At 59.3% G+C, this 26870-nt stretch carries 25 protein-coding genes and 2 pseudogenes; 10 read left to right on the forward strand and 17 right to left on the reverse strand.

Annotated features, from left to right (window positions below):
• Nucleotides 1-10: 10 nt before the first annotated feature.
• From BLQ41_RS23175 to BLQ41_RS23185, 3 genes are all read right to left on the reverse strand, one after another.
• Nucleotides 11-349: an FKBP-type peptidyl-prolyl cis-trans isomerase gene (locus BLQ41_RS23175; protein WP_090184895.1), complete on the reverse strand. Its 339-nt coding sequence runs from the start codon at nucleotides 347-349 to the stop codon at nucleotides 11-13.
• Between the two features lie 217 nt (nucleotides 350-566).
• Entirely contained in the window at nucleotides 567-1088 is a 522-nt protein-coding gene (locus BLQ41_RS23180; RefSeq protein ID WP_157695039.1) for a hypothetical protein, read from the reverse strand.
• Nucleotides 1089-1119: 31 nt separating this feature from the next.
• Nucleotides 1120-1842 (reverse strand): hypothetical protein, encoded by a 723-nt coding sequence (locus BLQ41_RS23185; protein WP_090184901.1) that lies wholly within the window; start codon nucleotides 1840-1842, stop codon nucleotides 1120-1122.
• Nucleotides 1843-1993: 151 nt separating this feature from the next.
• Between BLQ41_RS23185 and BLQ41_RS23190 the strand changes: the two genes are divergently transcribed.
• A complete protein-coding gene (locus tag BLQ41_RS23190) occupies nucleotides 1994-3067 on the forward strand; it encodes a sensor domain-containing diguanylate cyclase (RefSeq protein WP_090184904.1) in 1074 nt (357 codons plus the stop codon).
• A gap of 10 nt (nucleotides 3068-3077) precedes the next feature.
• Here the strand turns inward: BLQ41_RS23190 and BLQ41_RS23195 are convergent, their stop codons facing one another.
• A complete protein-coding gene (locus BLQ41_RS23195; RefSeq protein ID WP_090184907.1) occupies nucleotides 3078-3386 on the reverse strand; it encodes an RcnB family protein in 309 nt (102 codons plus the stop codon).
• A gap of 267 nt (nucleotides 3387-3653) precedes the next feature.
• On the opposite strand from BLQ41_RS23195, the gene tcuC reads away from it, so the two are divergent.
• Nucleotides 3654-4946 carry an MFS transporter gene (tcuC, locus tag BLQ41_RS23200; RefSeq protein ID WP_090184910.1) on the forward strand — a complete coding sequence of 431 codons (1293 nt, stop codon included), beginning with the start codon at nucleotides 3654-3656 and terminating at the stop codon, nucleotides 4944-4946.
• A gap of 21 nt (nucleotides 4947-4967) precedes the next feature.
• Nucleotides 4968-5744, forward strand: coding sequence for a substrate-binding domain-containing protein (locus tag BLQ41_RS23205; protein WP_090188779.1), 777 nt, complete (start codon nucleotides 4968-4970; stop codon nucleotides 5742-5744).
• Here BLQ41_RS23205 and BLQ41_RS23210 read toward each other — a convergent pair.
• Nucleotides 5734-6648: a LysR family transcriptional regulator gene (locus tag BLQ41_RS23210; protein WP_090184913.1), complete on the reverse strand. Its 915-nt coding sequence runs from the start codon at nucleotides 6646-6648 to the stop codon at nucleotides 5734-5736. The genes BLQ41_RS23205 and BLQ41_RS23210 overlap by 11 nt on opposite strands.
• Before the next feature lie 183 nt (nucleotides 6649-6831).
• Between BLQ41_RS23210 and BLQ41_RS23215 the strand changes: the two genes are divergently transcribed.
• Nucleotides 6832-8643, forward strand: a complete 1812-nt coding sequence (locus BLQ41_RS23215; protein WP_090184917.1) for a monovalent cation:proton antiporter-2 (CPA2) family protein — start codon at nucleotides 6832-6834, stop codon at nucleotides 8641-8643.
• Nucleotides 8644-8748: 105 nt separating this feature from the next.
• Here the strand turns inward: BLQ41_RS23215 and BLQ41_RS23220 are convergent, their stop codons facing one another.
• Nucleotides 8749-9288: a hypothetical protein gene (locus BLQ41_RS23220; RefSeq protein WP_090188782.1), complete on the reverse strand. Its 540-nt coding sequence runs from the start codon at nucleotides 9286-9288 to the stop codon at nucleotides 8749-8751.
• 229 nt (nucleotides 9289-9517) lie between these two features.
• A complete protein-coding gene (locus tag BLQ41_RS23225) occupies nucleotides 9518-10453 on the reverse strand; it encodes a hypothetical protein (RefSeq protein ID WP_090184920.1) in 936 nt (311 codons plus the stop codon).
• A gap of 373 nt (nucleotides 10454-10826) precedes the next feature.
• Here BLQ41_RS23225 and BLQ41_RS23230 point away from each other — a divergent pair, with 373 nt between their 5' ends.
• Complete coding sequence (locus tag BLQ41_RS23230; RefSeq protein ID WP_090184925.1) at nucleotides 10827-11510, forward strand: response regulator transcription factor; 684 nt, start codon at nucleotides 10827-10829, stop codon at nucleotides 11508-11510.
• Nucleotides 11488-12882: a sensor histidine kinase gene (locus BLQ41_RS23235; protein WP_090184928.1), complete on the forward strand. Its 1395-nt coding sequence runs from the start codon at nucleotides 11488-11490 to the stop codon at nucleotides 12880-12882. Before BLQ41_RS23230 ends, BLQ41_RS23235 begins: the two co-directional genes overlap by 23 nt.
• A 139-nt stretch (nucleotides 12883-13021) precedes the next feature.
• On the opposite strand, the gene BLQ41_RS23240 is transcribed toward BLQ41_RS23235, so the two are convergent.
• The 3 genes and pseudogenes from BLQ41_RS23240 to BLQ41_RS23250 all read right to left on the reverse strand — a co-directional run bounded on the left by BLQ41_RS23240 (nucleotide 13022) and on the right by BLQ41_RS23250 (nucleotide 15275).
• Nucleotides 13022-13432, reverse strand: a complete 411-nt coding sequence (locus BLQ41_RS23240; protein WP_090184931.1) for an SRPBCC family protein — start codon at nucleotides 13430-13432, stop codon at nucleotides 13022-13024.
• A 27-nt stretch (nucleotides 13433-13459) separates the two neighbouring features.
• Nucleotides 13460-14257, reverse strand: coding sequence for an SDR family NAD(P)-dependent oxidoreductase (locus BLQ41_RS23245; RefSeq protein ID WP_090184933.1), 798 nt, complete (start codon nucleotides 14255-14257; stop codon nucleotides 13460-13462).
• 2 nt (nucleotides 14258-14259) lie between these two features.
• Nucleotides 14260-15275: pseudogene (locus BLQ41_RS23250) on the reverse strand (aldo/keto reductase).
• Between the two features lie 132 nt (nucleotides 15276-15407).
• Between BLQ41_RS23250 and BLQ41_RS23255 the strand changes: the two are divergent.
• Both BLQ41_RS23255 and BLQ41_RS23260 read left to right on the forward strand, forming a co-directional pair.
• The gene (locus BLQ41_RS23255; RefSeq protein ID WP_090184937.1) at nucleotides 15408-16304 is read left to right on the forward strand and encodes a LysR substrate-binding domain-containing protein; all 897 of its coding nucleotides are present in this window, start codon (nucleotides 15408-15410) and stop codon (nucleotides 16302-16304) included.
• 220 nt (nucleotides 16305-16524) lie between these two features.
• Nucleotides 16525-17715, forward strand: coding sequence for an MFS transporter (locus BLQ41_RS23260; RefSeq protein WP_090184940.1), 1191 nt, complete (start codon nucleotides 16525-16527; stop codon nucleotides 17713-17715).
• A 96-nt stretch (nucleotides 17716-17811) separates the two neighbouring features.
• On the opposite strand, the gene BLQ41_RS23265 is transcribed toward BLQ41_RS23260, so the two are convergent.
• Nucleotides 17812-18168: a DUF6124 family protein gene (locus tag BLQ41_RS23265; protein WP_090184943.1), complete on the reverse strand. Its 357-nt coding sequence runs from the start codon at nucleotides 18166-18168 to the stop codon at nucleotides 17812-17814.
• Nucleotides 18169-18542: 374 nt separating this feature from the next.
• Nucleotides 18543-19796: pseudogene (locus tag BLQ41_RS23270) on the reverse strand (IS3 family transposase).
• A 296-nt stretch (nucleotides 19797-20092) separates the two neighbouring features.
• Between BLQ41_RS23270 and BLQ41_RS30565 the strand changes: the two are divergent.
• Nucleotides 20093-20530, forward strand: coding sequence for a hypothetical protein (locus BLQ41_RS30565; protein WP_157695040.1), 438 nt, complete (start codon nucleotides 20093-20095; stop codon nucleotides 20528-20530).
• Nucleotides 20531-20754: 224 nt separating this feature from the next.
• Nucleotides 20755-21678: a LysR substrate-binding domain-containing protein gene (locus BLQ41_RS23280; RefSeq protein WP_090184949.1), complete on the forward strand. Its 924-nt coding sequence runs from the start codon at nucleotides 20755-20757 to the stop codon at nucleotides 21676-21678.
• On the opposite strand, the gene BLQ41_RS23285 is transcribed toward BLQ41_RS23280, so the two are convergent.
• The 5 genes from BLQ41_RS23285 to BLQ41_RS23305 all read right to left on the reverse strand — a co-directional run bounded on the left by BLQ41_RS23285 (nucleotide 21596) and on the right by BLQ41_RS23305 (nucleotide 26704).
• Nucleotides 21596-22195, reverse strand: a complete 600-nt coding sequence (locus tag BLQ41_RS23285; RefSeq protein ID WP_090184953.1) for a DinB family protein — start codon at nucleotides 22193-22195, stop codon at nucleotides 21596-21598. The genes BLQ41_RS23280 and BLQ41_RS23285 overlap by 83 nt on opposite strands.
• Nucleotides 22196-22297: 102 nt before the next feature.
• On the reverse strand, nucleotides 22298-23404 hold the full coding sequence (locus tag BLQ41_RS23290; RefSeq protein WP_090184956.1) for an NAD(P)/FAD-dependent oxidoreductase: 1107 nt from the start codon (nucleotides 23402-23404) through the stop codon (nucleotides 22298-22300).
• 33 nt (nucleotides 23405-23437) lie between these two features.
• Nucleotides 23438-24226 carry an SDR family oxidoreductase gene (locus BLQ41_RS23295; protein ID WP_090184958.1) on the reverse strand — a complete coding sequence of 263 codons (789 nt, stop codon included), beginning with the start codon at nucleotides 24224-24226 and terminating at the stop codon, nucleotides 23438-23440.
• 29 nt (nucleotides 24227-24255) lie between these two features.
• Nucleotides 24256-25596, reverse strand: a complete 1341-nt coding sequence (locus BLQ41_RS23300) for a PQQ-dependent sugar dehydrogenase (protein WP_090184961.1) — start codon at nucleotides 25594-25596, stop codon at nucleotides 24256-24258.
• Nucleotides 25597-25765: 169 nt separating this feature from the next.
• The gene (locus tag BLQ41_RS23305; protein WP_090184964.1) at nucleotides 25766-26704 is read right to left on the reverse strand and encodes a LysR family transcriptional regulator; all 939 of its coding nucleotides are present in this window, start codon (nucleotides 26702-26704) and stop codon (nucleotides 25766-25768) included.
• Nucleotides 26705-26870: the final 166 nt, after the last annotated feature.

The raw sequence follows: 26870 nt of genomic DNA on the forward strand, positions 1-26870 counted from the left end.
AACCACACGCTCAATCATCGCGCGTCAGCACTTCCAGCAATTCAATCTCGAAAATCAGATTCGAATTCGGCGCAATTGCGCCCATCGTTCTCTCGCCGTAGGCCAGATGCGCCGGCACCAGCAGCTTGCGCTTGCCACCGACTTGCATCCCAATAATCCCTTGATCCCACCCCTTGATGACCCTTCCGGTGCCAATCACACACTGGAACGGCTTGCCCCGGCTGTAAGAGGAGTCGAATTCAGTGCCGTCTTCCAGCCAGCCGCGGTATTGGGTGGTGATCAGCGCGCCTTTGACGGCGGCTTTGCCGTCACCTGGTTGAAGGTCGATGATTTGCAATTCGTCGTTCATGCGTCGTACTCGTTCACTGTCGCCCGGGACTTGAGGGCGCGGACGGAGGTTTTCGCAGAATCTGCTTTGAATGGCAATCGGTGGGGATGGAAAGTATTTGGTTTTGCGCCGGAAGAAATAACAGATCGCAGCCTCGTTTCACTCGACAGCTCCTACAAGGGACCGGGTATCCGTTGTAGGAGCTGTCGAGTGAAACGAGGCTGCGATCTTTTGAGTTTCAAGCACCCGTGTCAGGATTTGGCACCTGCGCCTCGACCTTTTTTTCTTCCTTGGCTTTGGCATCGACAGCGAAGTCCTTGCCGAATATGGCTTCTGGAAAGATCCACTTGCCCAGGCTGCTTTTCTGGTCGGTGACAATGCCGATCTGGTCGCCTTTGTTGAAATCAATCCAATGAAAGTCTGTAAAACCTTTCAGGTCGAGGGTCTTGAGGATGTTCCCTTCCATGACTTCGATTTTCTTGTCTTTCGGGTTGACGCTCACCACCTCCAGCGGGGAACGGGTAATCAGCGGCGGCGTCGCCACAAAAATCTCTTGGCTGGTCGTACACCGTTGACTGGTCGGCTGGATCTTGCCCTCCGCCGAACTGTGGTGCCGCTTGTCGCAATCGACGAAGATGCCCGAATGGTCCACCGTCTGGTTGCCCAGATATTGCTCGCCACTGGGCATCAACAATATTTCCTCGCCCTTTGCCGCGCTGGCTAAAAAAACCAGCGACAGCACCATCATTCGTCTGGTCATAGCGCACCTGCCATAAGTCCAGAGTGAGTCATTACAGGAACTTGTCAGAAAACAACGTTCGGGTTACGCGTGGCATGTTGGGAACGTCGATTTCAATGTAGGTCACCTGCTTTTTCGGCACTTGATACACCGTGCCGAATGAATCGTAACGTTGTGGCTGCTTATCGGTTTTCACCAGTACCTTTTGCACCAGCACGTAATAAGTCGCAGCCGTTTCAATCAGCAGCACCGCCTCTTTTATCCCGCCGTCCTTGCTGGCCGTGGCCATCATCAGCTCAGGCGGATAAAACTTTGCGTACTTTTCGTCGAAATGCAGGCGAATCGGGCGCAATACCCCGCCGTCGCGTACTTGTTGAGCCTGGAGAGTGCCGAAGTGCTCGGCCAGTACCGATGTGCCCCACAGGCCGCCAATCAGAAATACCGTAAACAACACTTTGTGCAGGAAGTAGGGAATGGGCCTCTCATCCGAAGACCAGCCGCTGTTCAGCAAGACATAAACGAGGGCGCCAGCGATCAGGAACCAGACACCAAACTGTTTCGCGACCGTCCAGGCAAACGCGAGATAGAAGTACAGCGAGATATCGAGCGATACCAACGGTATGCCGAACGTCTTGAAGTAATAAAACAGGTGCAGCCACGAATAAAAAAACAGATAAGCGCCGAACAGCAACGTCGGACCGCCAAAGTGGGTCGACAGTTGCGAACTCTCCGGCGTAGGCGGAGGCACAGCGGCAGATGCATTGACCTGAGTCATGGCGATGATTCCCTGCCGGACGGACGATCACGATGCTGATAGCGTCAAGTCTAGCGCCCGTTGAAGAGAAAGCGACTGCTGCTCAGCGCTCGTGTGAACTAACATATCCCCATCTTCCCAACGGTTAATACACAACGATGGCAACGCCTGAATGAGTTTCGTCTGGACCAGCGTAGCCATCGGCTCGGTGATGTTTGCCCTGATCGTCGTGCTGATCTGCCGCGAGCGCTCGCTGCAAAAGCAGCTGGCCGAGCAACGCGCAGTGATCGCCAGCCTGTCCGAACGCCAGACCCTGCGCCAGGACGGCGACGCCGAACGCTTCAAGCGCAGCCAGTATTTCGCCCGCATCGGCACCTGGGACTGGGATGTCGACACCGACAAGCTCTACTGGTCGGACGCCATCTACGGCATGTTCGGCTTCAAGATCGGCGAGGTCACACCCTCCTACGCGCTTTTTTGCGCCTGCGTACACCCCGATGACCGGGCTAAGGTCCGGGCCGGAGAACTGCGCTGCCTGCAAACCGGTGAGAACCATGACGAGGAATACCGCGTGGTTTGGCCCGACGGCACCATTCGTTGGTTGCGCGAGACCGGCAACGTGGTCAAGAACGACCATGACGCCACCGTCAAGATGATGGGGGTGGTGCGCGACATCACCGAGGAAAAAGCCTCGGCCAGCTACCTGCAACACCTGGCCCATTACGACCCGCTGACCGGCCTGCCCAACCGCCTGGTGCTCGAAGAACGCTTGTCCGAGGCGCTGGAACAGGCGCGCATCAGCGGCACTCGGGTGGCATTGGTGTTTGTCGACCTCAATGGTTTCAAGGCCATCAACGATCACTACGGCCATGCCGCGGGTGACCGGGTGTTGATCACGACCGCCACACGCCTGAAGAAAATCCTGCGCTCGACCGACACCGTCGCGCGGATCGGTGGCGACGAGTTCGTGGTGATCCTGCAAGGCCTGCCCCAGGGCATCAGCCTGCAAGATGAGGCACGCAGCATCTGCCAGAAAATCTTCGTCGAACTGTCACCGCCCATCACCATCGGTAACGACCAACGCCACATCGGCACCAGCCTTGGGGTCGCAGTGTTCCCGGACCATGCGCCGAGCATGGACCGGCTGATTCACATCGCCGACCTGGCGATGTATGAGGCTAAACGCAGTGGGAATAATCAGTATCGGTTGGGCACGGAAAGCCTGATGCGTGCTCACAGCGAATAGCCTCTTCGGCCTAACGCTCCACAGGCGTGATATCGACAATCATCCCGTTGGTGATCATCACCATCATGTACTTGTCATTGATCTGCACCCATTGCGCCTGGTCTTTCGGGGCTTTGAGGCCCTTCTGTTTCCAGTTGCCAAGGGCTTTTTCGGTGCGTTGATAGACGTCCGGGGCGCGGTCGCCGACCACCAGCGCGCGGGTATTGTTGACGCCGGGTTGGACGGTTTTTTGTGGTGGGTCATCCGCTTGAACGATCGGGGCGATACCGACCAGGCCTGCAACAAGGGCGAGGCTGGCGATAAGGGTCTTGTTGTTCATTGGTGAACCTCCAGTAAATTCGTGGTAGCTGATGTGGGACCGCCGATGCGCTCGATCATTCGAAAAAATATTAGCCACTTCGAAATCAAACGCAGGCTCGGCAGCCGCGACTCACCTATGTGCGCTCAGCATTGATCCGTTTCACGCATTAATGCATGTCAACAATGCACTTATCATATCGATGTCCCTGATCCACCATTCGCCCCAATAAGAACCGTGCATTGCGTCCAGGCCATGCACGTCATAAAAGCGGTGGAGTACAGATCAATGACAACATCAATCCCTTCCGGGCGCTCCCGCGCCAGTGCGATTTTCCGGGTCACCTCGGGCAACTTTCTCGAACAATTCGATTTCTTCCTTTTCGGTTTTTACGCCACGCAGATTGCCGCCGTGTTCTTCCCGGCCAGCAGCGAATTCGCCTCGCTGATGATGACCTTTGCAGTGTTTGGCGCAGGCTTCCTGATGCGTCCGTTGGGTGCCGTGGTGCTGGGTGCTTACATTGATGATGTGGGCCGGCGCAAAGGTTTGATTGTCACGCTGTCGATCATGGCCAGCGGCACGATACTGATTGTGCTGGTACCCGGCTACGAAACCATCGGACTGTTCGCTCCTGCCATCGTGCTGATCGGCCGACTGCTGCAAGGCTTCTCCGCCGGAGCGGAATTGGGCGGTGTCTCGGTGTACCTCTCAGAGATCGCCACGCCCGGCCGCAAGGGTTTCTTCACCAGTTGGCAATCGGCCAGCCAGCAAGTGGCAATCATTGTCGCTGCCGCGCTGGGGTATGGACTGAACCAATGGATGGCGCCGGCGATGATTGCCGATTGGGGCTGGCGAATTCCGTTTTTCGTGGGTTGCATGATCGTGCCTTTCATTTTCTTCCTGCGCCGTAACCTGGAAGAAACCGAAGAGTTCACCGCGCGTAAACACCGTCCGAGCATGGGCGATGTGTTCCGCACACTGGCGCAAAACTGGGTGATCGTCTTCGCCGGCATGATGATGGTCGCGCTGACCACCACCGCCTTCTACCTGATTACCGTGTACGCACCGACATTTGGCAAAACCGTGCTGCACCTGAGCACGTCCGATGCTTTGCTGGTGACCTTGCTGGTGGGTGTTTCGAACTTCTTCTGGTTGCCGATTGGCGGTGCATTGTCCGACCGGATCGGTCGTCGTCCGGTGCTGATCGCCATGGCGCTGTTGACCCTCGCCACCGCTTACCCGGCGCTGACCTTCCTGGTCAATGCGCCGAGCTTCATGCACATGCTGCTGGTATTGCTGTGGCTGTCGTTCATTTACGGCTTGTACAACGGCGCGATGATTGCGGCGCTCACGGAAATCATGCCGGTCGAGGTCAGAGTTGCCGGTTTCTCCCTGGCGTACAGCCTGGCCACCGCGGTGTTCGGTGGTTTCACCCCGGCGATGTCGACCTTCCTGATTCAGTACACCGGCGACAAGGCCGCGCCCGGTTACTGGATGAGTTTCGCCGCGCTCTGTGCGTTGTGCGCGACGCTGTACCTCTATCGCCGCTCGACCGGTCGCCTGCAACCGGCGATGTCCTGAACCCTTTGAGAGCACATGACCATGAAGAAACTATTCAATTTTGCTGCCCTGACTTTGCTGGCCAGTCTCGGTCTGAGCACCATCGCCCAGGCTGAAGAAATTCGCGTAATGACCTCCGGCGGCTTCACAGCGGCCTACAAAATCCTCGGGCCGAAATTCGCTGCGTCCACCGGCAACACCCTCGACACCGCGATGGGCCCGTCGATGGGCAAGGCGCCGGAAGCGATCCCCAATCGGCTTGCACGTGGTGAGCAGGCCGATGTGGTGATCATGGTTGGCTATGCCCTGGACGACTTGATCAAGCAGGGCAAAGTCGATCCGGCGTCTCGGGTTGAACTGGCGGATTCACGAATCGGCCTGGTGGTGCGCGAAGGTGCGCCGAAGCCGGACATCAGTTCTGTCGACGGACTGAAAAAGACTTTGCTCGACGCGAAGTCCGTGGCCTATTCCGACAGCGCTAGCGGCGTGTACATCGAGGACCAACTATTCAAGCGCTTGGGCATCGAGGATCAACTCAAGCCCAAGTCGAAGATGATTGCAAAAATCCCGGTCGGTTCGGTGGTTGCCACGGGCGATTACCAACTGGGCTTCCAGCAAGTCAGCGAACTACTGCCCGTGCCGGGAGTGAGTTTTGTGGCGAAAATCCCGGAGTCGGTGCAGTCAGTGACGCGTTTTGCGGCTGGCATTCCGGTAGGCGCGCAGCACAAGGAGCAAGCCAAGGCGCTGCTTGAATACCTGGCCTCCTCGGCCGCTCAATCGGACGTGAAGGCCACCGGACTGGATTCGGTCAGCCGCTGACCGCAGACGGCTGGACTTTCATTTCCACCACCAACCGCTCCAGTTCCAACGCCGCCGGGGTCAGGGTTCGACCCCGGCGCTTGATCAAGCCGACACTGCGCATCACCTGCGGATGGGTCAGCGGCACCCGCGTCAGAATCGGGTGATCGGCCGCTGGCATCGCCATCAACGGCACCGCCGCCACGCCCAACCCCGCCTCCACCAGACCGATCATCGTCGTCACATGGCGGGTTTGGCAGATACTCGGCCGCTGCGGAACAATTCCGCTCAGCGCCTGATCCAGCAAAAAGCGATTGCCGGACGTCTTGTCCAACGAAATGTAATCCTGCTGATAAAACTCATCCCAGGTCACGCTGCTGCGCCCCGCCAATGGGTGATCGCGCCGACAGGCCACCACATACTCTTCCTGCACCAGGGGTTCGAATTCGACTTCGGCCTCCAGCGTACCCATGAAACTCAGGCCGAAATCCGCCTCGCCATTGACCACTGCGCCGAGCACGTCGTGAGCGCTGGAATCCAGCACTTTGACTTTGATCCGGGGAAATTGCTGGTGGTAACGGGCGATCACTCGCGGCATAAAGTAGTACGCCGCCGACGGCACACACGCGACCGTGACATGGCCGAGTCGGGTCGAAGCGACTTCACTGATACCCAGCAGCGCGATGTCGAGATCATCGAGCAGGCGCTCGACACTCGGCATGAAACCGCGCCCGGCCTGGGTCAGACTGACCTTGCGCGTGGTGCGCTCGAACAAGCGCACGCCAAGGGCGTCCTCAAGTTTTTCGATACGCCGGCTCAGTGCCGGCTGGGAGATGCGCACGGTGTCGGCGGCCTTGCGAAAACTGCCCTGCTCGACCACGGCGCGAAAGGCTTGCAGATCGTTGAGGTCGAAGTTGATGGCCATATTGCGTACTCGGGGAACAGGCAGATTGATTAGCTTATCCTATGAATGTAACTAATTGATGCTAAACGTAACCAGATTTGCCTGACTTCAATGCATGCTGAAACGCTTCATGTTCCGGCTGACGCCTGACGCCTCAGCCTTTATCCTTATCTCCCCCGCCGTATCGAGAGTCTGGAGTTCGTCATGCCCCACGAAGGCAACCTTTTACAAGCCGCCGTCGTTTTTCTGTTCGCGGCCGTGCTCACCGTGCCCTTGGCCAAACGCCTGCAACTGGGGGCCGTACTGGGTTATCTGTTTGCCGGGGTGATCATCGGGCCGTCGGTGCTGGGGTTGATCGGTAATCCGCAGCGCGTCAGCCATATCTCTGAGCTGGGCGTGGTGTTGCTGCTGTTCATTATCGGCCTGGAACTGTCACCACGCCGCTTGTGGGTGATGCGTAAATCCGTGTTTGGCGTGGGACTGGCGCAGGTACTGTTGACGGGCTCGGTGATCGGCGTGCTGGCGCTGTTTGTCTTCGGCCAACCGTTGAACAGCTCCATTGTGCTCGGCCTTGGCCTGGCGTTGTCTTCCACCGCGTTTGGCCTGCAAAGCCTGGCCGAGCGCAAAGAGCTGACCAGTCCTCACGGACGCTTGGCGTTTGCGATCCTGCTGTTCCAGGACATCGCCGCAATCCCATTGATCGCCATGGTGCCGTTATTGGCCGGTGGCGATCACACCTCTACCGCCGCCGAAGACTTGAACCACGGTTTGCGGGTACTGGGCAGCATTGCGGTGGTGGTGGTCGGCGGACGGTATCTGCTGCGGCCGGTGTTTCGCGTGGTAGCCAAGACCGGTTTGCCCGAGGTCTCGACGGCGACCGCGTTGCTGGTGGTGATTGGCACGGCGTGGCTGATGGACCAGGTCGGAGTGTCCATGGCCCTTGGCGCGTTCCTCGCCGGATTGCTGCTGGCGGACTCTGAATACCGCCATGAACTGGAAGCGCAGATCGAACCTTTCAAGGGCCTGTTGCTGGGGTTGTTTTTCATCAGCGTCGGCATGGGCGCCAACTTGAGTCTGCTGCTCAGCGCGCCGATCACGGTGTTGGGGCTGACCCTGCTGCTGATCGCACTCAAATTGCCGCTGCTGTTTTTGGTCGGTCGACTGGCCGGTGGCTTGGGCAAAGTCAGTGCCATTCGCCTGGGCATCGTGCTGGCGGCCGGAGGCGAATTTGCGTTTGTGGTGTTCAAGATCGGGCGCGACCAGGGGCTGTTCGAGCCGCGCCTTTACGACTTGCTGGTGCTGACCATCACCCTGTCCATGGCGGTGACGCCGCTGTTGCTGCTGCTGTGCGCGCGGCTGTACACGCCCAAGGTGCAGCCCGTCGTGGTGCCGGAGAAATTTCGCGACATCGACACCGACGCGCCGCGTGTGGTGATTGCCGGCATGGGCCGGATGGGGCAGATCGTGGCGCGGATTCTGCGGGCGCAGAACATCAAGTTCGTGGCGCTGGACACCTCGGTGGAAACCATCGAACTGTCACGCAGTTTCGGCGGCGTGCCGGTGTTCTACGGCGACCCGATGCGCCCGGAAATCCTCAGTGCGGCCAAGGTCGAGCAAGCGGAATACTTTGTCATCGCCACCGATGATCCGGACACCAACATCAAGACTGCCGAGGTGGTACACAAGCTGTATCCGCACATCAAGATCATCGCCCGGGCCCGTAACCGTCAGCATGTGCACCGGCTGGTGGACCTTGGCGCCGAGGCGATTCGGGAAACCTATTATTCGAGCCTGGAAATGAGCCGGCGCACCCTGGTCGGCCTGGGATTGACCCAAGCGCAGGCCGATGCGCGGATCAAGCGCTTCAAGCATCACGATGAACAAGTGCTGGAAGCCCAGCACGCGGTATATGACGATGCGGTGAAGGTCTTGCAGACAGCACAGGAAGCGCGGGCTGAACTGGCCAGGTTGTTTGAGGCGGATCAGATGGAGGAGCAGGAGGCGAGCAAGGTTTGAGTACTGTGGCGGCAGGTCTGCCGCCATCGCGGGCAAGCTCGCTCCCACAGGGATTTGTGTCGATCACAAGAACCCTGTGGGAGCGAGCTGGCCCTTACCCGTCGATCAGCTGGAGAACACGTACTGTCCCTTGACCTTTTTCGAACCCACAAAGCCCAGGTCCGGGAACAGCAGGTTTTTGATCCACGCGGCGAAGAACACCATGCCCAGAGTGATAGCAACGCCGACCACGGTCATCACCGGGTCTTCTTCATATCCTTTGAACATCCGCGAGATTTGGCTGACGGTCAGAATCACGTAGAGGGTATAGGCCTGGGCCGAGCTCTTGTAAAAACCCCACGCAAATGCCAATGGCACCAACGCCGCAAAGAGCGTGAAGAACACCACGGCACCGGGCCCGATCATCAAACCCATGAAAAAACCGGTGACCGCGCCCAGCAATGCCTGGACACAGGTCAATGCAATCAGAATATTGACCTTGCCTGAATGCCTTTCGCGCAACGCCGGATCCGGCCTGGCGCCAATCCAGTAAGCCAATACCCGATCCTTTACCGCCCCACCTGAAAACGCCTTGAACGTCTCGGTTTTTGAACGTCCGGCCTCCAGCATTTCCACCAGTTGCCGTTTGATTTCCTTTTTGTCCAACATACTTCTCCCGGGCAACCCAAATCGAAAATGTGCGGCAAGCCTGCTGCCACAGATCAGTGTCGCTTTATTGGGCCCCAGAAAGCAAAACGCCGCTTCCACCAGAGGCGGAAGCGGCAGAGGCATAAGCCTCAGAGTATCAATGCATGAACAGGGCGATCAGGATGATGATCGGGATTGGCACGCCAAGAAAGAACAACAGTAATGAGCGCATGAGAATTCTCCTGGGTTAGCGAACTGGCACAGTAGTGGTGGTGACGTAAGTGTCGGATTCCAGATACACCACGGCATCCCGACGACGACCGCCGAAGGTAGCGGCGAAGCTGGCGAAAAACGCACCGATCAGCAAGGCAACGAACATCCACAGCGACGTCCAGGCAGCGACTTTGGCGGCGGTGTCAGCAGCTTGTTGGGCAGCCAGTTTGGCGTCGGCAACAGCTTTTTGAGTGCGGGCATAGACTTCATCGACACGGCGTTCGGCATCGGCCTGGGTCAGGTTGGTGCGCTGGGCGACCAATTGCGCCAGGTAAGTCCGGTCTGCTGGGGCCAGTTGACCATCGCTCAGGGAGCGCACGAAGATCCGGGTCACGGTGCTGCGGGCAGCGTCATCGCTGACAGCGGCAGGACGATCATCTCGGAACAGCGTGTCGACGAAGTAGCCATATTGGTCACTGTTGGTGTTAGCCGCAGCGGTGCCAGCGGCTTGAGTCGCGACACTGGCGGCACCACCGACAACACTTGCGCCGGCTTGTACGCCACCGCTGACGATGCTGCTAACCGAACCGACGACCAGCGTCGCAGTCACCAGCGTGGCTACGCACCAGGCCAGGAAGCCGTGGGCAGTGTCACGGAAATAAACTTCATCGCCGTGCATGTTGGCCCACTTCACCCGCAAGCGACCGGCGATATAACCGCCGAGCCCGGAAGCCACGATTTGCGTCGCGGCCAGCCAGACGATTGTGGAAATCCCCAGGCCTTTGGCGCTCACGCCTTCATGGGCCCAAGGTGAAACCGCGGAAAACCCAAGGCCGAAACCGAGCAGTACCAGGATCAGCGACAACGCCGCCGCGGCAGCAGCCCCGGCGAAGATCGCGCCCCAGGACACCCCCGACAGCGTGCTTGATTCTTCTATATCGGGATAGAAACCATCAGAGGATCTATTCATTGTTTTCGCTCCAGGCAGAAAGATGGTGTTACAACTCTTCAGAGGAAGAATTGCAGTCACCGTGCCAGTCGCAATATTTTAATAAATTGTTTTATTTCAATGAGTTATAAAGTTTGAACTTCCAGTTTTATTGCAATTTGCAAGGTGGGGGCGTTAGCAGCGGGTTTTATGCATTGAACATCGACAGATCGCAGCCTCGTTTCACTCGACAGCTCCTACTGGGGACACGCATTCCATGTAGGAGCTGTCGAGTGAAACGAGGCTGCGATCCATTGATCTTTTCTCCAGGTGAAGTTTTATTTAGAAAGACCTCATGCATTTATTGGCAAAATGCCCCCACACTCCGCCATGAACTGACTATCAGGCACGCCTTATGACCCGCATCTTGACCATCGAAGACGACGCCGTGACCGCCCGGGAAATCGTCGCCGAACTGAGCAGCCACGGCCTCGACGTCGATTGGGTCAACAATGGCCGTGAAGGACTTGAGCGTGCGGTCAGCGGCAATTACGACCTGATCACTCTCGACCGCATGCTGCCCGAGCTCGACGGCCTGGCGATTGTCACCACGTTGCGCACCATGGGCGTGGCCACGCCGATTCTGATGATCAGCGCCCTGTCCGACGTCGACGAGCGAGTGCGCGGTTTGCGCGCTGGCGGTGACGACTACCTGACCAAGCCGTTCGCCACCGATGAAATGGCCGCGCGCGTTGAAGTACTGTTGCGCCGCCAGAACACCGTGACCGCAAAGGCGACCACATTGCGCGTCGCCGACCTTGAGCTGAACCTGATCAGCCACGAAGCCAGCCGCGACGATCAACTGCTGACGCTGTTGCCCACCGAGTACAAGCTGCTGGAATTCCTGATGCGCAACACCGGGCAGATTCTGTCGCGGATGATGATTTTCGAAGAAGTCTGGGGCTATCACTTCGACCCCGGCACCAACCTCATCGATGTGCACATCGGCCGTCTGCGCAAGAAGATCGACCCACCTGGTAAAGTCCCGTTGATCCGCACCGTGCGAGGCTCGGGATATGTCATTGCTGAACCCCTCTAAAGGCTGGCGTTCGTCCAGCAGCCGTCTGCTCGCGCTGTACAGTTCGCTGTTCGTGCTCTGGAGCGGGATCCTCATGGGGGTCATGTATTTCGAGGTTTCGGCCTACCTGGACAATTTGGCCAAGCACTCGCTGATGCAACGCCAGCATCTGTTTTCGCACTTTCAGGGCGAGCAACTGCTGGACGCCCTCGCCGTCAGCATGACCTTCGACATTCGCGGCATTGACGCCTATGGTCTGTTCGATGCCCAGCACCGCTACCTCAGCGGGGCGATGCAAAGCATCCCTGAAGGTTTGCCGCTGGACGGCAAGATCCACATCCTTAGCGACTGCGCCGAATCCGACGACCCCAGCCTGCCCGCCGACAGTTGTGACGCTGTAGCGACCCAGACCCGGGACGGTCGCTGGCTGGTGCTGGTGCGCGACAACGGTTCATTGTTTGCCGTGACCCGCATCATTCTGCATGCGTTGTTCTGGGGTGTGACGCTGACCATTCTGCCCGGCATCGTCGGCTGGCACCTGCTGCGGCGGCGCCCGTTGCGACGCATTCGTGCGATTCAAGCGAGCGCCGAAGCCATCGTCGCCGGCGACCTGACCCGGCGCCTGCCCCTGTCCAACCGCCGCGATGAGCTGGACATGCTCGCCGCCATCGTCAACGCCATGCTTGAACGCATCGAACGCTTGATGAACGAGGTCAAGGGTGTGTGCGACAACATCGCCCATGACCTGCGCACCCCGCTGACCCGCCTGCGCGCGCAGCTGTACCGGATTCAACAACAGGCGGATGAGGGCTCGACGCTGGCCGTGCAGCTGGATTCAGTGCTCGCTGAAGCCGACACCTTGATGGCGCGGTTTCGTGGCTTGTTGCGGATTTCCGAATTGGAGGACCGGCAGCGTCGCTCCGGTTTTGTGCAACTGGACCCGGTGCCGCTGCTGCAGGAATTGCACGACTTTTACCTGCCGCTGGCAGAGGAAGGCGAGTTGGTGTTCACGCTGCAATTGCCGGCATCGCTGCCCCCGTTGATTGGCGATCGCGCGCTGTTGTTTGAGGCTGTTGCGAACTTGTTGAGCAACTCGATCAAATTTACCCCGCCGGACGGCGAAGTGATTTTGCGTGGGATCAATGTGGCTGGGCACACGCGAATCGAAGTGCTCGATTCAGGCCCCGGCATTCCGGAAAGCGAACGCAAAGCGGTGTTCCAGCGCTTTTATCGGGCAGACGGCGGCAATCAGAAAAACGGCTTCGGCCTGGGCCTCTCGATCGTTGCGGCGATCGCCAGTCTGCATGGCTTTGCGCTTGAAGTGGGCACCAGCGAACTCGGCGGCGCGCGATTGACCCTCGATTGCCAGCAAAGCCTGATGCACCAGACCTGACCCGAATCACCTGAGTTGACACAAAACCTGTGGGAGCGGGCTTGCCCGCGATGGCGTCATGCCAGACAAACTGATGTCGTCTGACACTCCGTTATCGCGGGCAAGCCCGCTCCCACAGGGGAATTGCAGTGACTATGAATCAGGCCGGATAGTTGCCTCGAAGCGCTTCGAGCCCACCCTGATAAATCCCGGCAAACAAGGCCTCGACCTCTGCCTCGCTCACCCCGACCGGCGTAAACCGGCCCGACCACGTCACCCGGGTGCCATCGCCCTGTGCTTCTACCTTGATAGTCGCCAGGTATTCAGTCGCTGGAAATGGCGCCTGCACAATCGAATAGCTGTAAGTCTTCCCGGCGTTATCAAACGTCTCCAGGCGCTCAACCACCACCGCGCCGTCCGCCGTTTGCAGGCTGCGCACCCGCCCGCCTTCGCTCAGTTCACTTTTCGGGATAAACGGCAGCCAGTCCGGCAGCGTGTCGAAGCCGCCAATCAATTGCCACACCTGATCGGCCGATGCCGGGATATCAATAGATGCTGATGCAGTTGCCATGTAGTCCGCTCTCTTAGTTAAAAAGGTTCAAATCGCCATGCTGTCGACGACACCACCGTCGACCCGCAGCGCCGCGCCCGTGGTGGCCGAGGACAGCGGCGAAGCGATGTAGGCCACCAGGTTGGCGACTTCCTCGACATTCGCCACGCGCTGGATGATCGATGTCGGCCGGGCCTTGCGCACGAACGCATCGGCTTCTTCGCGAATACTACGCCCCGACGCGTCAGTGGCGTCCTTGAGCATCTGCTCCAGGCCATCGGTCAGTGTCGGCCCGGGCAGGATTGCATTGACCGTCACGCCAGTGCCAGCCAATCGTTTGGCCAGGCCGTGGGACACCGCCAGGTTGGCGCTCTTGGTCACGCCATAGTTGAGCATGTCGGCCGGGATTGCGATGCCGGATTCCGAGGACAGGAAGATCACCCGGCCCCAGCCCTGCTTGACCATGTCCGGCACGTAATGCCGTGACAGGCGTACGCCGGAGATCACATTGACCTCGTAAAAGCGCGTCCACTCGCTGTCCGGCGTGTCGAAAAAATCCACGTCATTGAAGATCCCGAGGTTGTTCACCAGGATGTCAGCGCGGGGTTCGGCAGCGAACAGCTTTTCAGCGCCTTCAGCCGTGCCGAGGTCGGCGGTCAGACCACGCAGTTGCGCGTCCGGCACACTCTGGCGGATGCTTGCCAGCGCGTGCTCGACCTTGGCCGTCTCGCGGCCGATCACCACCACCGTGGCACCGGATTCGGCCAGCGCCTTGCTAATGCCCAAGCCAATGCCGGCGGTGCTGCCACTGACAATGGCGAGTTTTCCAGTTAAATCGATTTTCATGCTCATGCTCCTGTGATCGGCAATGGCGCACGGTCAGAAACCAGTTTCGCCTCGCGCATCGCTTGCCAGAATGCGGCGGGAATCACCGCCGACAGCGCGGCCACGTCTTCAGCAATCCGGTCCGGACGGCTGGAGCCTGGAATCACCGCGGCCACTGCCGGGTTCGCCAACGAGAACTGCAAAGCAGCGGCTTTGATGTCGACACCGTGGGCAGCCGCGATGTGCTTGATCTGCTCGACTTTGTTAATGATCGCCGGGCTGGCTTTCTGGTATTCGAAGTGCGTACCACCGGCCAAAATGCCCGAACTGTAAGGACCGCCAACCACGATCTCGACGTTCTGCGCCAGGGCGGCGTCCATCAGACGCTGCAAGGCACGATCATGGTCGAGAAGAGTGTAGCGACCCGCCAGCAGAAAGCCGTCCGGCTGCGCTTCAGTCAGATCAAGGGTCAGCTCGCAAGGTTCAACCTTGTTCACACCCAGGCCCCAACCCTTGATCACGCCTTCTTCGCGCAAACGCGTCAGCACTTTGAACGCACCAGTGCGGGCCTGGTTGAAGTATTCCAGCCACTGATCGCCGTAGAAATCCTGGGCAATGTCATGCACCCAGACGATGTCCAGTCGGTCGGTCTGCAGACGCTTGAGGCTGTCTTCGATGGAGCGCAGGGTCGCATCGGCGCTGTAGTCGTTGACGATCTTGTTCGGGCGACCGTGCTCGAACACCCCGCTCTTCTCGCCGAGGTCGCGGGCCGAGGCGTCTTCGATTTCATCAAGGATGACCCGGCCGACCTTGCTGCTCAGCACGTAATCATCGCGGTTGTATTCGGCCAGCGCAGCACCCAGGCGGATCTCCGACAGACCCGAACCGTAAAACGGCGCGGATCGAAGTAGCGCACGCCGGCATCCCACGCGGCGTGCACGGTGGCCAGCGCCTCTTCTTCAGGAATCGCACGGAACATGTTGCCCAATGGCGCCGTACCGAAACCCAGCGCGCCGGGCAGTTTGTCTTTCAAGCTCATGGTTCAATCCTCATCAGTTTCAGAGGTCGCCCTTCATCAAGTAGTGCAGGTGACCGATGAGCAGATCCTAGATTGCGATGATCGGACCGTCCAAGACATAATGCGCAGCACTTAAGTCCCGATAGGTCTGACATGATCGACATCCGCCAATTGCGCTACTTCGTCGCCGTCGCCGAAGAAGAACACGTCGGTCGCGCCGCCGAACGTTTGCACATTTCCCAGTCGCCCCTGAGCCGGCAAATCGCCCAGCTCGAAGAACGCCTGGGCCTGACCCTGTTCGAGCGCAGCCAGCAGCGCATCCGCCTGACCCGCGACGGCCAGACTTTCCTCGCCGAAACCCGCGCCCTGCTGACCCACGCCAACCGTCTCGAATCGTTGGGCAAGCGCCTCGGTCGCGGCGAAGAAGGCGGCTTGTGCATCGGCTACATCGAAAACGCCATGCACGCCGGCGTGCTGCCCAACGCACTGCGCGTACTGCGCGGTGACCGACCGAACGTGCACGTCGCGCTGTACAACCTGAGCTCTGCCGAACAACTCGAAGGCCTGCGTCAGCGTAGTCTGGACATCGCCCTGGTTGGCGAACCGCCCGTTGCCGATGACCCAGACCTGCTGGGTTTCCAGGTGCTGGACGACCCGATGCTGCTGGCCTTGCCCGAGCACCATGCCCTCGCCCATCAAGCGACGCTGACCCCGGCAGACCTGGCCGATCAGGAATGGATCGGTGTGCGACACCGCCAGAACGGAGCCAGCCGCGACGACTTCATCAGCGCCTGTATCCGCGCCGGTTTCACCCCGGACATCCGCATGGAAGCCACCGAGCCTTTCACCGCGTTGGGGCTGGTGGCGTCAGGACTGGGGATTGCGATGATTCAAAAAGGCTTGAGCCGCAATGCACCGCCGGGCGTGGTGCTGCGGGAAGTGCCGTGGATTTCGTTTACCACGCCCTTGTGGGCGGCGTGGCACCGGATCAATTTGCGGCCGTTGGTGGAGACATTCAGAAAAGTGCTGACCGAGCCGGGTTCGCAATGATCGTTCCCACGCACTACGTGGGAATGCAGCCCGGGACGCTCCGCGTCCCTTTCGAGAGCTGGAACGCGGAGCGTCCCTAGAGGCATTACCACGCAGAGCGTGGGAACGATCAGCCAACACATCGGATATGCTCAGGCGGGCCTGCGGTTTGGTGCTTTAACCCGTTTCCCTTCTGCCGACTACCACAGCGACTCGTTTGTCATTCACTGGGGAACATCAAATGCCTGAAAGCAGACCCGCACTGCCCACCAGCCTGGCGATCACTCTGGCGTTGTGTTGCGGCTTTTCGGTTGCGACCATCTACTACAACCAGACCATGCTGCCGTTAATTGGCGCGACGTTCGGCATATCGGGTGCACATGTCGGCCAGATCGCCATGCTCACCCAACTCGGTTACGCCCTCGGCCTGTTGTTGTTTGTACCGCTGGGCGATCGAATGACCCGGCGTTCGCTGATCCTCGGCATGCTGAGCCTGAACTTCCTCAGCCTGATCGCCTCCGCCGTCGCCCCGACCTACTCGATTCTGCTTCTGGCCAGCGTCGTGCTCGGGCTGTCGGCGGTCAGCGCGCAGATCATCATTCCCGCCGCGACCGCTCTCGCACCCCTGGAGCAACGCGGGAGTGTGTTGGGCATGATGGTCAGCGGCTTGTCGGCCGGCGGCCTGTTGGCGCGGGCCCTGAGCGGAGCCGTCAGCACCTGGATCGGCTGGCGCGGGATGTTCTTCGCCGCCGCGGCCATGAACGTGCTGCTGTTCATAGCGATCCTGATACGCATGCCAGTGACCGCGCCGTCCAGCGCTCTGCCCTACCGGGACCTGATGAAATCGATGTGGGCACTGGTACGCGATCACCCGACCCTGCGTCGTTCGTCCGTGAGTGGCGGCCTGATTTTCGGAGCATTAAACGTGTTCTGGGGTTCGATGGCATCGCTGCTGGCGCTTGAGCCTTATCACTACTCCAGTGGGCAAGCCGGGTTGTTCGGGCTTTCAGCCATCGTTGGGATTGTCGCCGCCTCCTGGCTTGGCCGACTCACGCACCACTACGGCATCAAACTCAGCTACCTGGGAACCGGCGCGGTGCTGTTGGCCTTCATTGCCTTGTATCTGGGCGGTGCAGCCGGTTTCTGGTGGCTGATCCTGGCCTGTGCGACCGCGCTGGACATCGGCAACCGGGCCAACCAATTGGCCAATCAGGCACGCATTCTGGCCCTGGCACCGGAGGCGGTCAGTCGGTTGAACACGGTGTTCATGGTCACCTACTTCACCGGCGGCGCCTTGGGCTCGGCCCTGGGCTCCAGCGCCGCCGGGTATTACGGCTGGCGCGGATTGGCAGCCGTCGGTGCGTTGTTTGCGTTGCTAGGGCTGATCTCGATCTTCTATTCCAGACGCGCTGAAAACATCCAGCGCGCATAAAAAAGGGGCGGATCATCCGCCCCTCCTGCGGCCGCTGGTTGACGTTAAGGAACGTGCTGACTGAATCGGGCTCGCAACGATCGCTCCCACGTCGAGTCAAGCGTTCTGCGGATCGACGTTATCCAGCGCTCGGTTCACCGCCAGTTCGCCCAGCATGATGATCTGCTGCAACGCCAGCATCTTGTGGCGCTGCGGCCCTTGCAGCTCCCCGGCAAAATCACTCGCCATCACACTCGCCGAGGCCATGGACTCGCAGGCGTGAGCCAGCAGGCTTTCCGAATCGATATCGGGCGCGATGAGAAACATCGTGCTGGGTTTTCTTGGGGGTGCCTTGGCGGGGTTGAGGTAATAGTCGAGGGCGCGGTCGGCGGCTTCGTTGAATTTTTTGGAATCGGCGGATTCGTACGGAGAAATGTCGTTCGTTTCAGGAGGATTGGGGGTGGCTTTGAACACAGTGAAGCTCCTTGATTGGTGGAGCTGCGACCTAACGCGGTCAAACGAAAGGTGGCAGCTGTGCGCGGGTTGACCGACCGGAAATCAAGGAATCCGGCACACTCGAAAGTGTCCCTCGCACAGCCACCGCAAAAAGCCTGGAGCTTTTCTTGGCCACTGGTACGCCTTGATCGATTCGGACGGTCAAGTCCGGACGCTGAATTGGCAGCGACCCGGAAACGATAGAGTCCAGACCCAAGGCGCACAAGCCGGCGGATTCTGGCGCAGACGTAGGCAACGACGCAAGAATGTGTAGCCTGAGAGAGTGTCTGGAGATGTCGATTAAACATCGACGTTTAAAACTCCCCCGCGCCCATACAGCAACGACCGGATGTCTAGTCCTGAAATAGGTTTACACCTGTTTCACCCTAACGCCCGATGCATCGCCTCGGGCGTTTTGTATTTCAACGACAGGTGCGGACGCTCGCGGTTGTAGATCGATACCGACTCGCTCACCATCTTCTTCGCCTGCGTTAAATCCTGTGGTCGCTGGAGCAAAAGCTCCGTCTTCAATATCCCGTTGACCCGCTCTGCCAAGGCATTTTGGTAGCAGTCATAGCCGTCCGTCATCGAACACCTGATGCCGTGTTTCGCGTGCAGTTCCTGGTACATTCCCGAGCAATACTGGCTGCCTCTGTCCGAGTGATGAACCAGTGGCTGCTCCGTTCGACGGTGCTTCACCGCCCGGCGCAGCGCTTGCGCGACCGACTCGGTGTGCAGGCTTTCATGGACGTGATAGCCCACGATCTTTCGCGAAAAAGCATCCGTCACAAGGCTCAGATAGGCCACGCCTTCCTGAGTGGGCAGATAGGTGATGTCAGCCACCCAAACCTGTTCCGGGCCGCTGGGAACAACCTGTTCAGGCCCCGGTTTGAGCAGGTTCGGATGGCGTCGAAAGCGATGATGACTGTCGGTTGTCTTGTGATACGCCCGCTTTCGCGCTACCAATAAACGCCGTTCGCGCAGAATCGAAAACAGGCGATCTCGCCCTACTTGCAGCTCAAGCAGCGGCTGACATTGCAGCAGGTAATGCAGCTTTCTAGTGCCCAACCGCGGCTGCCGCAGGCGCTTTTGCTGAACGAAATCGGCAACTTTCTGATCCAGAATCAGACGAGCAGCATCGGCGCGATTGCGTTTGTAGTAAGCCTGTCGGCTTATCCCCATGAACTGGCAAGCCCTGCTGATGCTCAGGTTTTGGATTCGTTTTTGCGCGAGGACTTGCCGGGACGCTTTTTTACGACAGAGAGACCGTAGTCATTTTTCAAGACGTCCACGACGGCCTCGAAAAACTGCGCTTTCTGATTGGACAGCGCCAACTGCTCTTCAAGCTCTTTGATGCGCTGCTCTGGCGTTAATGGTCGGTTTTTGTCGGGCATAGACCCCATCCTCGGCGAGCCAATGTAGGTGCCGGGGCTCCAATCTTGACGACCGTGCTTGCGTAACCATGTCAGAACGGTCGTTTTGCCTTGAATCCCGTAGCGCTCCTGAGCCTCTTTATAACTCAGCTCGCCTTTTTCGACCTGGTCGACGACCGACAATTTAAAGGTCAGCGTGTAGTCTCGCTGACTACGCCTTTTTGCGGATTCCATTACGTCCTCCTGAAAAACAGATCAGAAGGTGTAAACCTTATTCAGGACGGGACAGGACTGAAAAATAAATGCGTCCCCTTTTCCTGCGCCTTTTCCTGCGCTCAAGTGGGAATGCAACCCGGGACACTCCGCGTCCCCTTCCGGACCTGGAACGCAGAGCGTTCCTAGAGGCATTACCACGCGGACGGTTCGACGTGTGAACGATCATGCAAACCTGTCAGATATGACAGTAGATAAACGCTAAATAATAGGTAAGCATTCAGGGCACATCCTCTAACGGAAATGAGGCACCACCCATGAATTCGACTCGTATTGACCCAATCAGGTATCTAAACGGCGAATCCTCAAAATTCGGAAAATTTACGGCAACTACAATAGTTGTACGTCATCCATCCTATCCACCACCACACTCAGAACTAAGAATTATTGGTAATACCCCTTATGGCGGTGGCGCCCACGGTGTAATTCTTGTGATACAGCGCAGTGAAATTAATATTGGCAAATACCAAATAGCCGAAAAATCAGATGTTACTGCTATCTATGGCTATGGCGAACCATCCTATTTTGATAACAATGGCACACTTGAAATTGAAGCGTTCAATTCCAAGGATCAATATGTTAAAGGTCGATTTAGTTTTACATCCGAAATAGCTGACACAACTGTTAACGGGGAGTTTGAAATCACTGGATTTGAGCGTAATCAAATTGAACATCCGACCCTGAGCAGTGATTGAGATCGTTCCCACGCTCTGCGTGGGAATGCAGCCCGGGACGCTCCGCGTCCCCTTCGAAAGCTGGAACGCGGAGCGTCCCTAGAGGCATTACCACGCTGAGCGTGGGAACGATCAACGTGCACGGGATTTACGACTGTCGCGCAGTCGAGCGGGAGCAAGCTCCCTCGCCAAAGTGTTTGGTGCTTTACTGAAAAGACCCCCAAACCCCGTACGAGTCTCCCCACATGAACCGCAACGACCTGCGCCGCGTGGACATGAACCTGCTGGTGATTTTCGAAACCCTGATGTTCGAAAAGAACCTGACCCGAGCCGGGGAGAAGTTGTTCCTCGGCCAGCCCGCCGTCAGCGCCTCGCTGGCCAAGTTGCGTGATCTGTTCGACGACCCGTTGCTGGTGCGTAACGGTCGAACGCTGGAGCCCACACCCCGCGCACTGGCGATTCTCAAGGAGCTGCAGCCGGCGATGGACACCATTTCCGGTGCGGTCAGCCGGGCCAAGGATTTCGACCCTTCGACCAGCCGCGATGTATTCCGCATCGGCTTGTCCGACGACGCAGAGTTCGGCCTGTTCCCGCCACTGCTCAAGCAGATACGCGAAGAGGCGCAAAACGTCGTGGTGGTTGTGCGGCGAGTGAATTACCTGCTGATGTCGCCAATGCTCGCCTCCGGGGAGATTTCCGTCGGAATCAGCTACACCACGGAACTGCCGGCCAATGCCAAGCGCAAGAAGCTGCGCGACCTGAGTGTGAAGATTTTGCGTGGCGATAACCGTCCCGGCCCCCTGACCCTGGATGAGTACTGCGAACGCCCGCATGCGCTGGTGTCGTTTTCCGGGGATTTGACCGGGGCTATCGACAGCGATCTGGCGCGCATTGGTCGCTCACGGCGTGTTGTGCTGGCGGTGCCGCAGTTCTCCGGGCTACGCGCGTTGCTGGCCGGCACCGACATGCTCGCCACGGTGCCGGATTACGCCGCGTTTGCGCTGATCGAAGGCAGCAGTCAGTTGCGCGCCGATGACCCGCCCTTCGATATCGTGCTGTCCGAACTGTCGATGGTGTGGAACGGCGTCAACGATAACGATCCGGCAGAACGTTGGTTGCGCTCGAGAATCGTCCAACACATGTCGGCGCCGCTGCCGCTGGGGCATTGATCGATCGGAAAGACGCAGGATCGGTCTCGCGCAGGAAGATCGGCATATCGGTCATCGGCGGCATGGCGGGAATATCGAAATACATCTGGATCACCCAGCCTCGGTGATAGCTGGCGTGATTGACTACATGCAGCAACATCGCACCGGCGCTCATGGTGCCGCTCTCGCCAGAGACAAAGGTGAACTCGACGGGTTTGTCCAGCGAGGCCTCGGTCTGGCGGGCGCTCCAGTCGCAGTACCAGTGATCAATGTCCTTTTGCGCCATGCGCAAGTCAGCCAGATCTGGGTGCAGCAGATCGTGCGAGGTTTTGAAGCCGTGCCCTCGGCCTTCGAGGTGAGCCTTCCAGATGCAGTCCACCACATAGATGTGGTTCAGGGTGCCGATCATGTTCTTGAACACCGACACCCGCTCTTTGTCGACCTCTCCCGGCGGCAGTTCGGCCAGGCTGTCAAACAGGCGCTTGTCGGCCCATTGCTTGTATTCGGCAAGCATGCGGGCAGTGCGTACGTTGATCATCACAGCTCTCCCATGACAATGGGCACTCTGCCAAGCATAGCCCTCTCGTCGCACACCAGCGTAAACACTGATAACCGGCAACTTTGCCAACGGCTACAAGGCCTACGGCGCCAGACGCTGCACTACCCGCTCGGCCAGCGCCAGGCAGCTGGTCAGGCCTGGGGATTCGATGCCGAACAGGTTCACCAGCCCCGGTACGCCATGCTCGGCCGGACCGCTGATGATGAAGTCAGCGGCCGGCTCGTTCGGGCCGGTGATTTTCGGGCGGATGCCGCTGTAGGCTGGCTGCAGGCTGTTATCGGGCAAACCGGGCCAGTAACGCCGGATTGCTTCATAGAAGCCGTCGGCCCGATGTGGGTCCACGCGGTAATCCACATGATCGACCCATTCGACATCCGGTCCAAACCGCGCCTGACCACCCAGATCGAGGGTCATGTGCACGCCGAGCCCGGCACTTTCGGGCGCCGGATACACCAGATGCCGAAACGGTGCCCGACCGCTGAAACTGAAATAGCTGCCCTTGCACAGTTGCGCCGTTGGAACGTGCGGCGATGGCAAACCTTCAATCCGGCTCGCCACGTCCGACGCGGACAACCCGGCGCAATTGATCAACTCGCGGCAACTCAACGTCATCGGTTGTGCGCCGCCTATGTGCAGCTCAAAACCTTGCTCGGTGCAGCGGGCAGACGCCAGCGGCGTGTGAAAGGCAATCGACGTGCCGTGCGCTTCGGCGTCTGCCTGAAGCGCCAGCATCAAGGCATGGGAATCGACGATACCGGTGGAAGGCGACCAGAGCGCCGCGACGCAGGACAGCGCCGGTTCAAGCGCTCGTGCCTGTCCTGCGTCCAGCCATTGCAAGTCATCGACGCCATTGCGTTGGCCCTGTTCCAACAACGTCTGCAAGGCCACGCACTGACGCTCGTCGGTGGCCACGATCAGCTTGCCCAGGCGTTGGTAATCGACGCCGCGCTCGTCGCAAAAGGCATAAAGACGTTGCTTGCCCTCCACGCACAACTGAGCTTTCAGGCTGGCGCTCGGGTAATAGATTCCGGCATGGATCACTTCCGAATTACGCGAACTGATGCCCGCGCCAATGCCGTCGCCGGCCTCGATCAGGATCACTTCCCGCCCGCTACGTGCCAGCGCCCTGGCCACCGCCAGGCCGACCACCCCGGCCCCGACCACCACGCATTGAATATCGACGCTCACCTGCCTTGTGCTCCTTTCACGCCTGACGATCCATCAAAACGTACCCGGATAACTGCCGCCATCCAACAACAGATTTTGTCCGGTGAGGAAACCGCTGTGGGCGCTGCAAATGAACGCGCAATAGGCGCCGAATTCATCGGGCTGGCCGAAGCGCTGGGCCGGCACATGTTTGCGCCGCTGTTCGCTGATGCTTTCGACGCTGGTGCTGTTTGCCTGGGCGGCGGCGCTCAGGGTTTTGTGCAAACGCTCGGTCTCGAACGGGCCCGGCAGCAGATTGTTGATCGTCACGTTATGCCCGGCCAGCCGCGACTGGCGAGCCAGCCCGGCGATAAAACCGGTCAAGCCACTGCGCGCGCCATTGGACAGGCCGAGCACATCGATGGGGGCTTTTACCGCGCCCGACGTGATGTTGACGACGCGCCCGAAACCGCGCTCGGCCATGCCATCGACGCAGGCTTTGATCAGCTCGATGGGCGTGAGCATGTTGGCGTCCAGCGCCTTCAACCAGTCTTCACGCTGCCAATCGCGGAAGTCGCCCGGCGGCGGTCCGCCAGCGTTATTGATCAGGATATCGACCTGCGGACACGCCGCCAGCACCTGCTCGCGCACCTCAGGGGTGCTGATGTCCCCGGCCACCGTACGCACTTCAATTCCCGGCGCCAGGCTGCGTAATTGTGCAGCGGCGGCCTGCAAGGTTTCATCGCCGCGTGCGTTGATCACCAGATTGACGCCCTCCTTCGCCAAGGCTCGCGCACAAGCCAGGCCCAAGCCTTTGCTGGCGGCGCAGACGATCGCCCAGCGTCCTGAAATACCCAAATCCATAATCGTGCTCCTGACAATTGTGATGTTGACTAGGGTTTCACGGCGGAGATACGCCAGATCTTGTTCCCGACATCATCGGCGACCAGCAACGCGCCGCGCTGGTCCAGCGTGACACCAACCGGACGCCCCCGCGCTTCGCCGTCGGCGTTGAGAAACCCGGTCAGGAAATCAACCGGCATTCCGGCGGGCTTGCCATCACTGAACGGGATGAACACGACTTTGTAGCCCGCCTGCGGGTTGCGGTTCCATGAGCCATGCTCGCCGACGAAAACGCCCTGGGCGAAGTTCGCCGGCATGGCCCGCGAGTCGGAGAATGCCAGGCCCAGCGGCGCGACGTGAGTACCCAGCGCGTAATCCGGGGCAATGGCCTGGGCCACTTTGTCCGGACGCGGTGGCTCGACGCGGCTGTCGACGTGGGCGCCGTAGTAGCTCCACGGCCAGCCGTAGAATGCGCCGTCCTTCACTGACGTCAGGTAATCGGGCACCAGGTCGCTGCCGATTTCGTCACGCTCATTGACCACGGTCCACAGCTGCGTCGTGCCCGGTTTCCAGGCCAGCCCGTTGGGGTTGCGCAGACCGCTGGCAAACAGGCGCTTGCTGCCATTCTTGACGTCGACCTCCCAAATTGCGGCGCGACCTTCTTCCGCGTCGAGACCGTTCTCGCCGACATTGCTGTTGGAGCCTACGGTGACGTACAGCCGGGTCCCCTCAGGGTTGGCCAGTACGTTCTTGGTCCAGTGGTGATTGATGCCTGCAGGCAAGTCGGTGACTTTCACCGGCACTGCCTTTATCTCGGTCTGGCCCTCGCTGTAAGGCACCTTGACCAAAGCGTCGGCGTTGGCGATGAACAACTCATTGCCCACCAGCGCCATGCCGAACGGCGAGGTCAGGCCGGTCATGAACTCGGTTCGCACCTCGGCGTGACCGTCGCCGTCGACATCGCGCAACAAGGTGATTCGATTGGCGCTCGGGGCATCGGCCCCCACACGGCCCATTACGAAACCCATCGCCGTGCGGCGCGCCCAGGCGATCGGTCCGGTGCCGCCGTCGGTGGCACCTTCCGGCATCGGCGGGTGGTTACTTTCGGCGACCAGCACATCGCCATTGGGCAAGACATAGATCCAGCGTGGGTGGTCGAGGTTTTCTGCCAGGGCGGTCACGGTAAAACCGGCGGGCGCCGTGGGGTGGTCATGGCCCGACCAGCCCACCGCTTTTGAAACTTTCAAGGTGGGGATCAGCGAAGTGACGGGCTCGGGCAGCTGCGGAGCCGGGCCGACGCTGGCCTGCGGCGGCAGTTTGGAAGACTCACCACAGGCAGTGAGTAGCGCAGCAGTGGTCATCAAGAGCGCGAGCCGGTTGGGCACATTCATGTTGGAACCTCGCAGTGGCCATCCGTGGGCCAATTATTGGGCAGGCAAAATCCCTTGAAGTATTGCGGCGCAGCCCCCTCTCAAACACCGCATCCACGGCAAATCATATTTGCCTGAATCGCACGAATGCTCACTGGCAGACGCAGGCATTATCACGACAGCCCTTTTTTTATCGGCCCTGGCTTGAAACGGGGTTCAACAAAGCCTCTCGCAACAAGCGCGCCGCCGGCGAGTCCGGTACGCCTTTGCGCGACACTAATTCATAGGGTTCGCTGCGTGAGGTGATGGGCAGCGGCAGCGTGGTGGTGAAGCCGTAGCCGGAGCAGAACTTCGCCACATCGGTCGACACCAGCGCGACGAGCGTCGGGTTTTCCTGGAGCAGCGACAGGGTGGCAAACGCCGAGGTGGTTTCCAGCAAGTGCACCGGGAATCGCAGGTCGGCCTCGTGAAATTCGCGCTCCAGCAACAACCGCATCGGCATATTGGCGCGATAGACGACCCAGCGGTAATCCACCAGATCCTTGAGGGACAACTGCCGAGCGTAGGCGAACGGATGTTGGGTGCTGGCGATCACCGCCAGGGTTTCTTCGACGAATGTCGAGCTCTCATACAAGTAGGGCGTGGTGCTGATGGTGGTACGGCAGATCGCAAGGTCCAGGCGCCCGGCGTCGAGCTGGCTGAGCAGCGCGGCGCTGGTGTCCTCGACGATCTCGATCGACAGTTTCGGGTTGTCGGCAATGACTCGGCTGATCGCGGTGGTCAGAAGCGGCACGGCGCCCATGATGGTTCCAACCGACACCCGGCCGCCCTCGCCGCTCATGATGCCGATGATCTCTTCGCGCAGGTGCGCGAGGTCGGTCTGGATCAGTCGGGCGTAGCGGATCACCGAGCGTCCGGCATCGTTCGGTTCAAGCCCGCGGTTAGTGCGGGTGAACAGTGAAGTGCCAAAGGTGGTTTCAATTTCCTGCAGGGCTTTGCTGGCGCCGGGCTGAGTCAGCGCGACCTGCTTGGCCGCGCCCAGCAAGGAGCCGTGCTCATCCAGGGCTATCAGCAAACGTAGCTGCTTGATGTGCAGGCGGGACATGATCGAATTGAGTGAGGGCGTCATCAGGGTTAACTAAAAGTTATAGAGGTATCGAAAGTTGTCAGTATCGAGGCTCGCCACGACGGCCCTATAGTCCACCCCACAACCAGGCAATGCAATGGGTTTGACCCGAGATCGAAAGCTCTCCTGCCCCTGACCGATTGCAACAATAACAATCCTGTATAACTTG

The sequence above is a fragment of the Pseudomonas arsenicoxydans genome (genome assembly GCF_900103875.1).
In the GTDB taxonomy this organism is placed as follows: domain Bacteria; phylum Pseudomonadota; class Gammaproteobacteria; order Pseudomonadales; family Pseudomonadaceae; genus Aquipseudomonas; species Aquipseudomonas arsenicoxydans.